Origin of the sequence: Streptomyces sp. GbtcB7 (assembly GCF_019091445.1) — a bacterium.
Lineage (GTDB): Bacteria > Actinomycetota > Actinomycetes > Streptomycetales > Streptomycetaceae > Streptomyces > Streptomyces mirabilis.
Genome location: NZ_JAGXJM010000512.1, coordinates 1 through 244, shown reverse-complemented (window position 1 = coordinate 244; position 244 = coordinate 1). Strand labels below are relative to the sequence as shown.

General features: G+C 78.3%; 1 pseudogene. It reads right to left on the bottom strand.

Features of this window, described 5'->3' with window-relative positions:
• Positions 1–244, bottom strand: a pseudogene (locus tag KVT44_RS56650) (short-chain dehydrogenase); the annotation flags it as partial.

Here is a 244-nt window from a genome sequence, read left to right as displayed (position 1 = left end):
TCCCGGGCATGGCGCAAGCCCACCAGGGTCAGGTCCCCCCGACGCACCCGCGGCCCGGCGCCCAGCGCGCCCGCGTTGTTCCCCAGCAGGTCCACCCCCCCGAGCCCGTGCGCCGCAGCCACCAGCCCGGCGCGGTGCCCGGCGTCCCCGTCATCCCCGGGCAGCGCCACCACCCGGGTCCCGAACGCGGACAGGGCCTCCGCCGTCTCCTTCAGCACACCCGCGGACCTGGCGTCGAGCACCA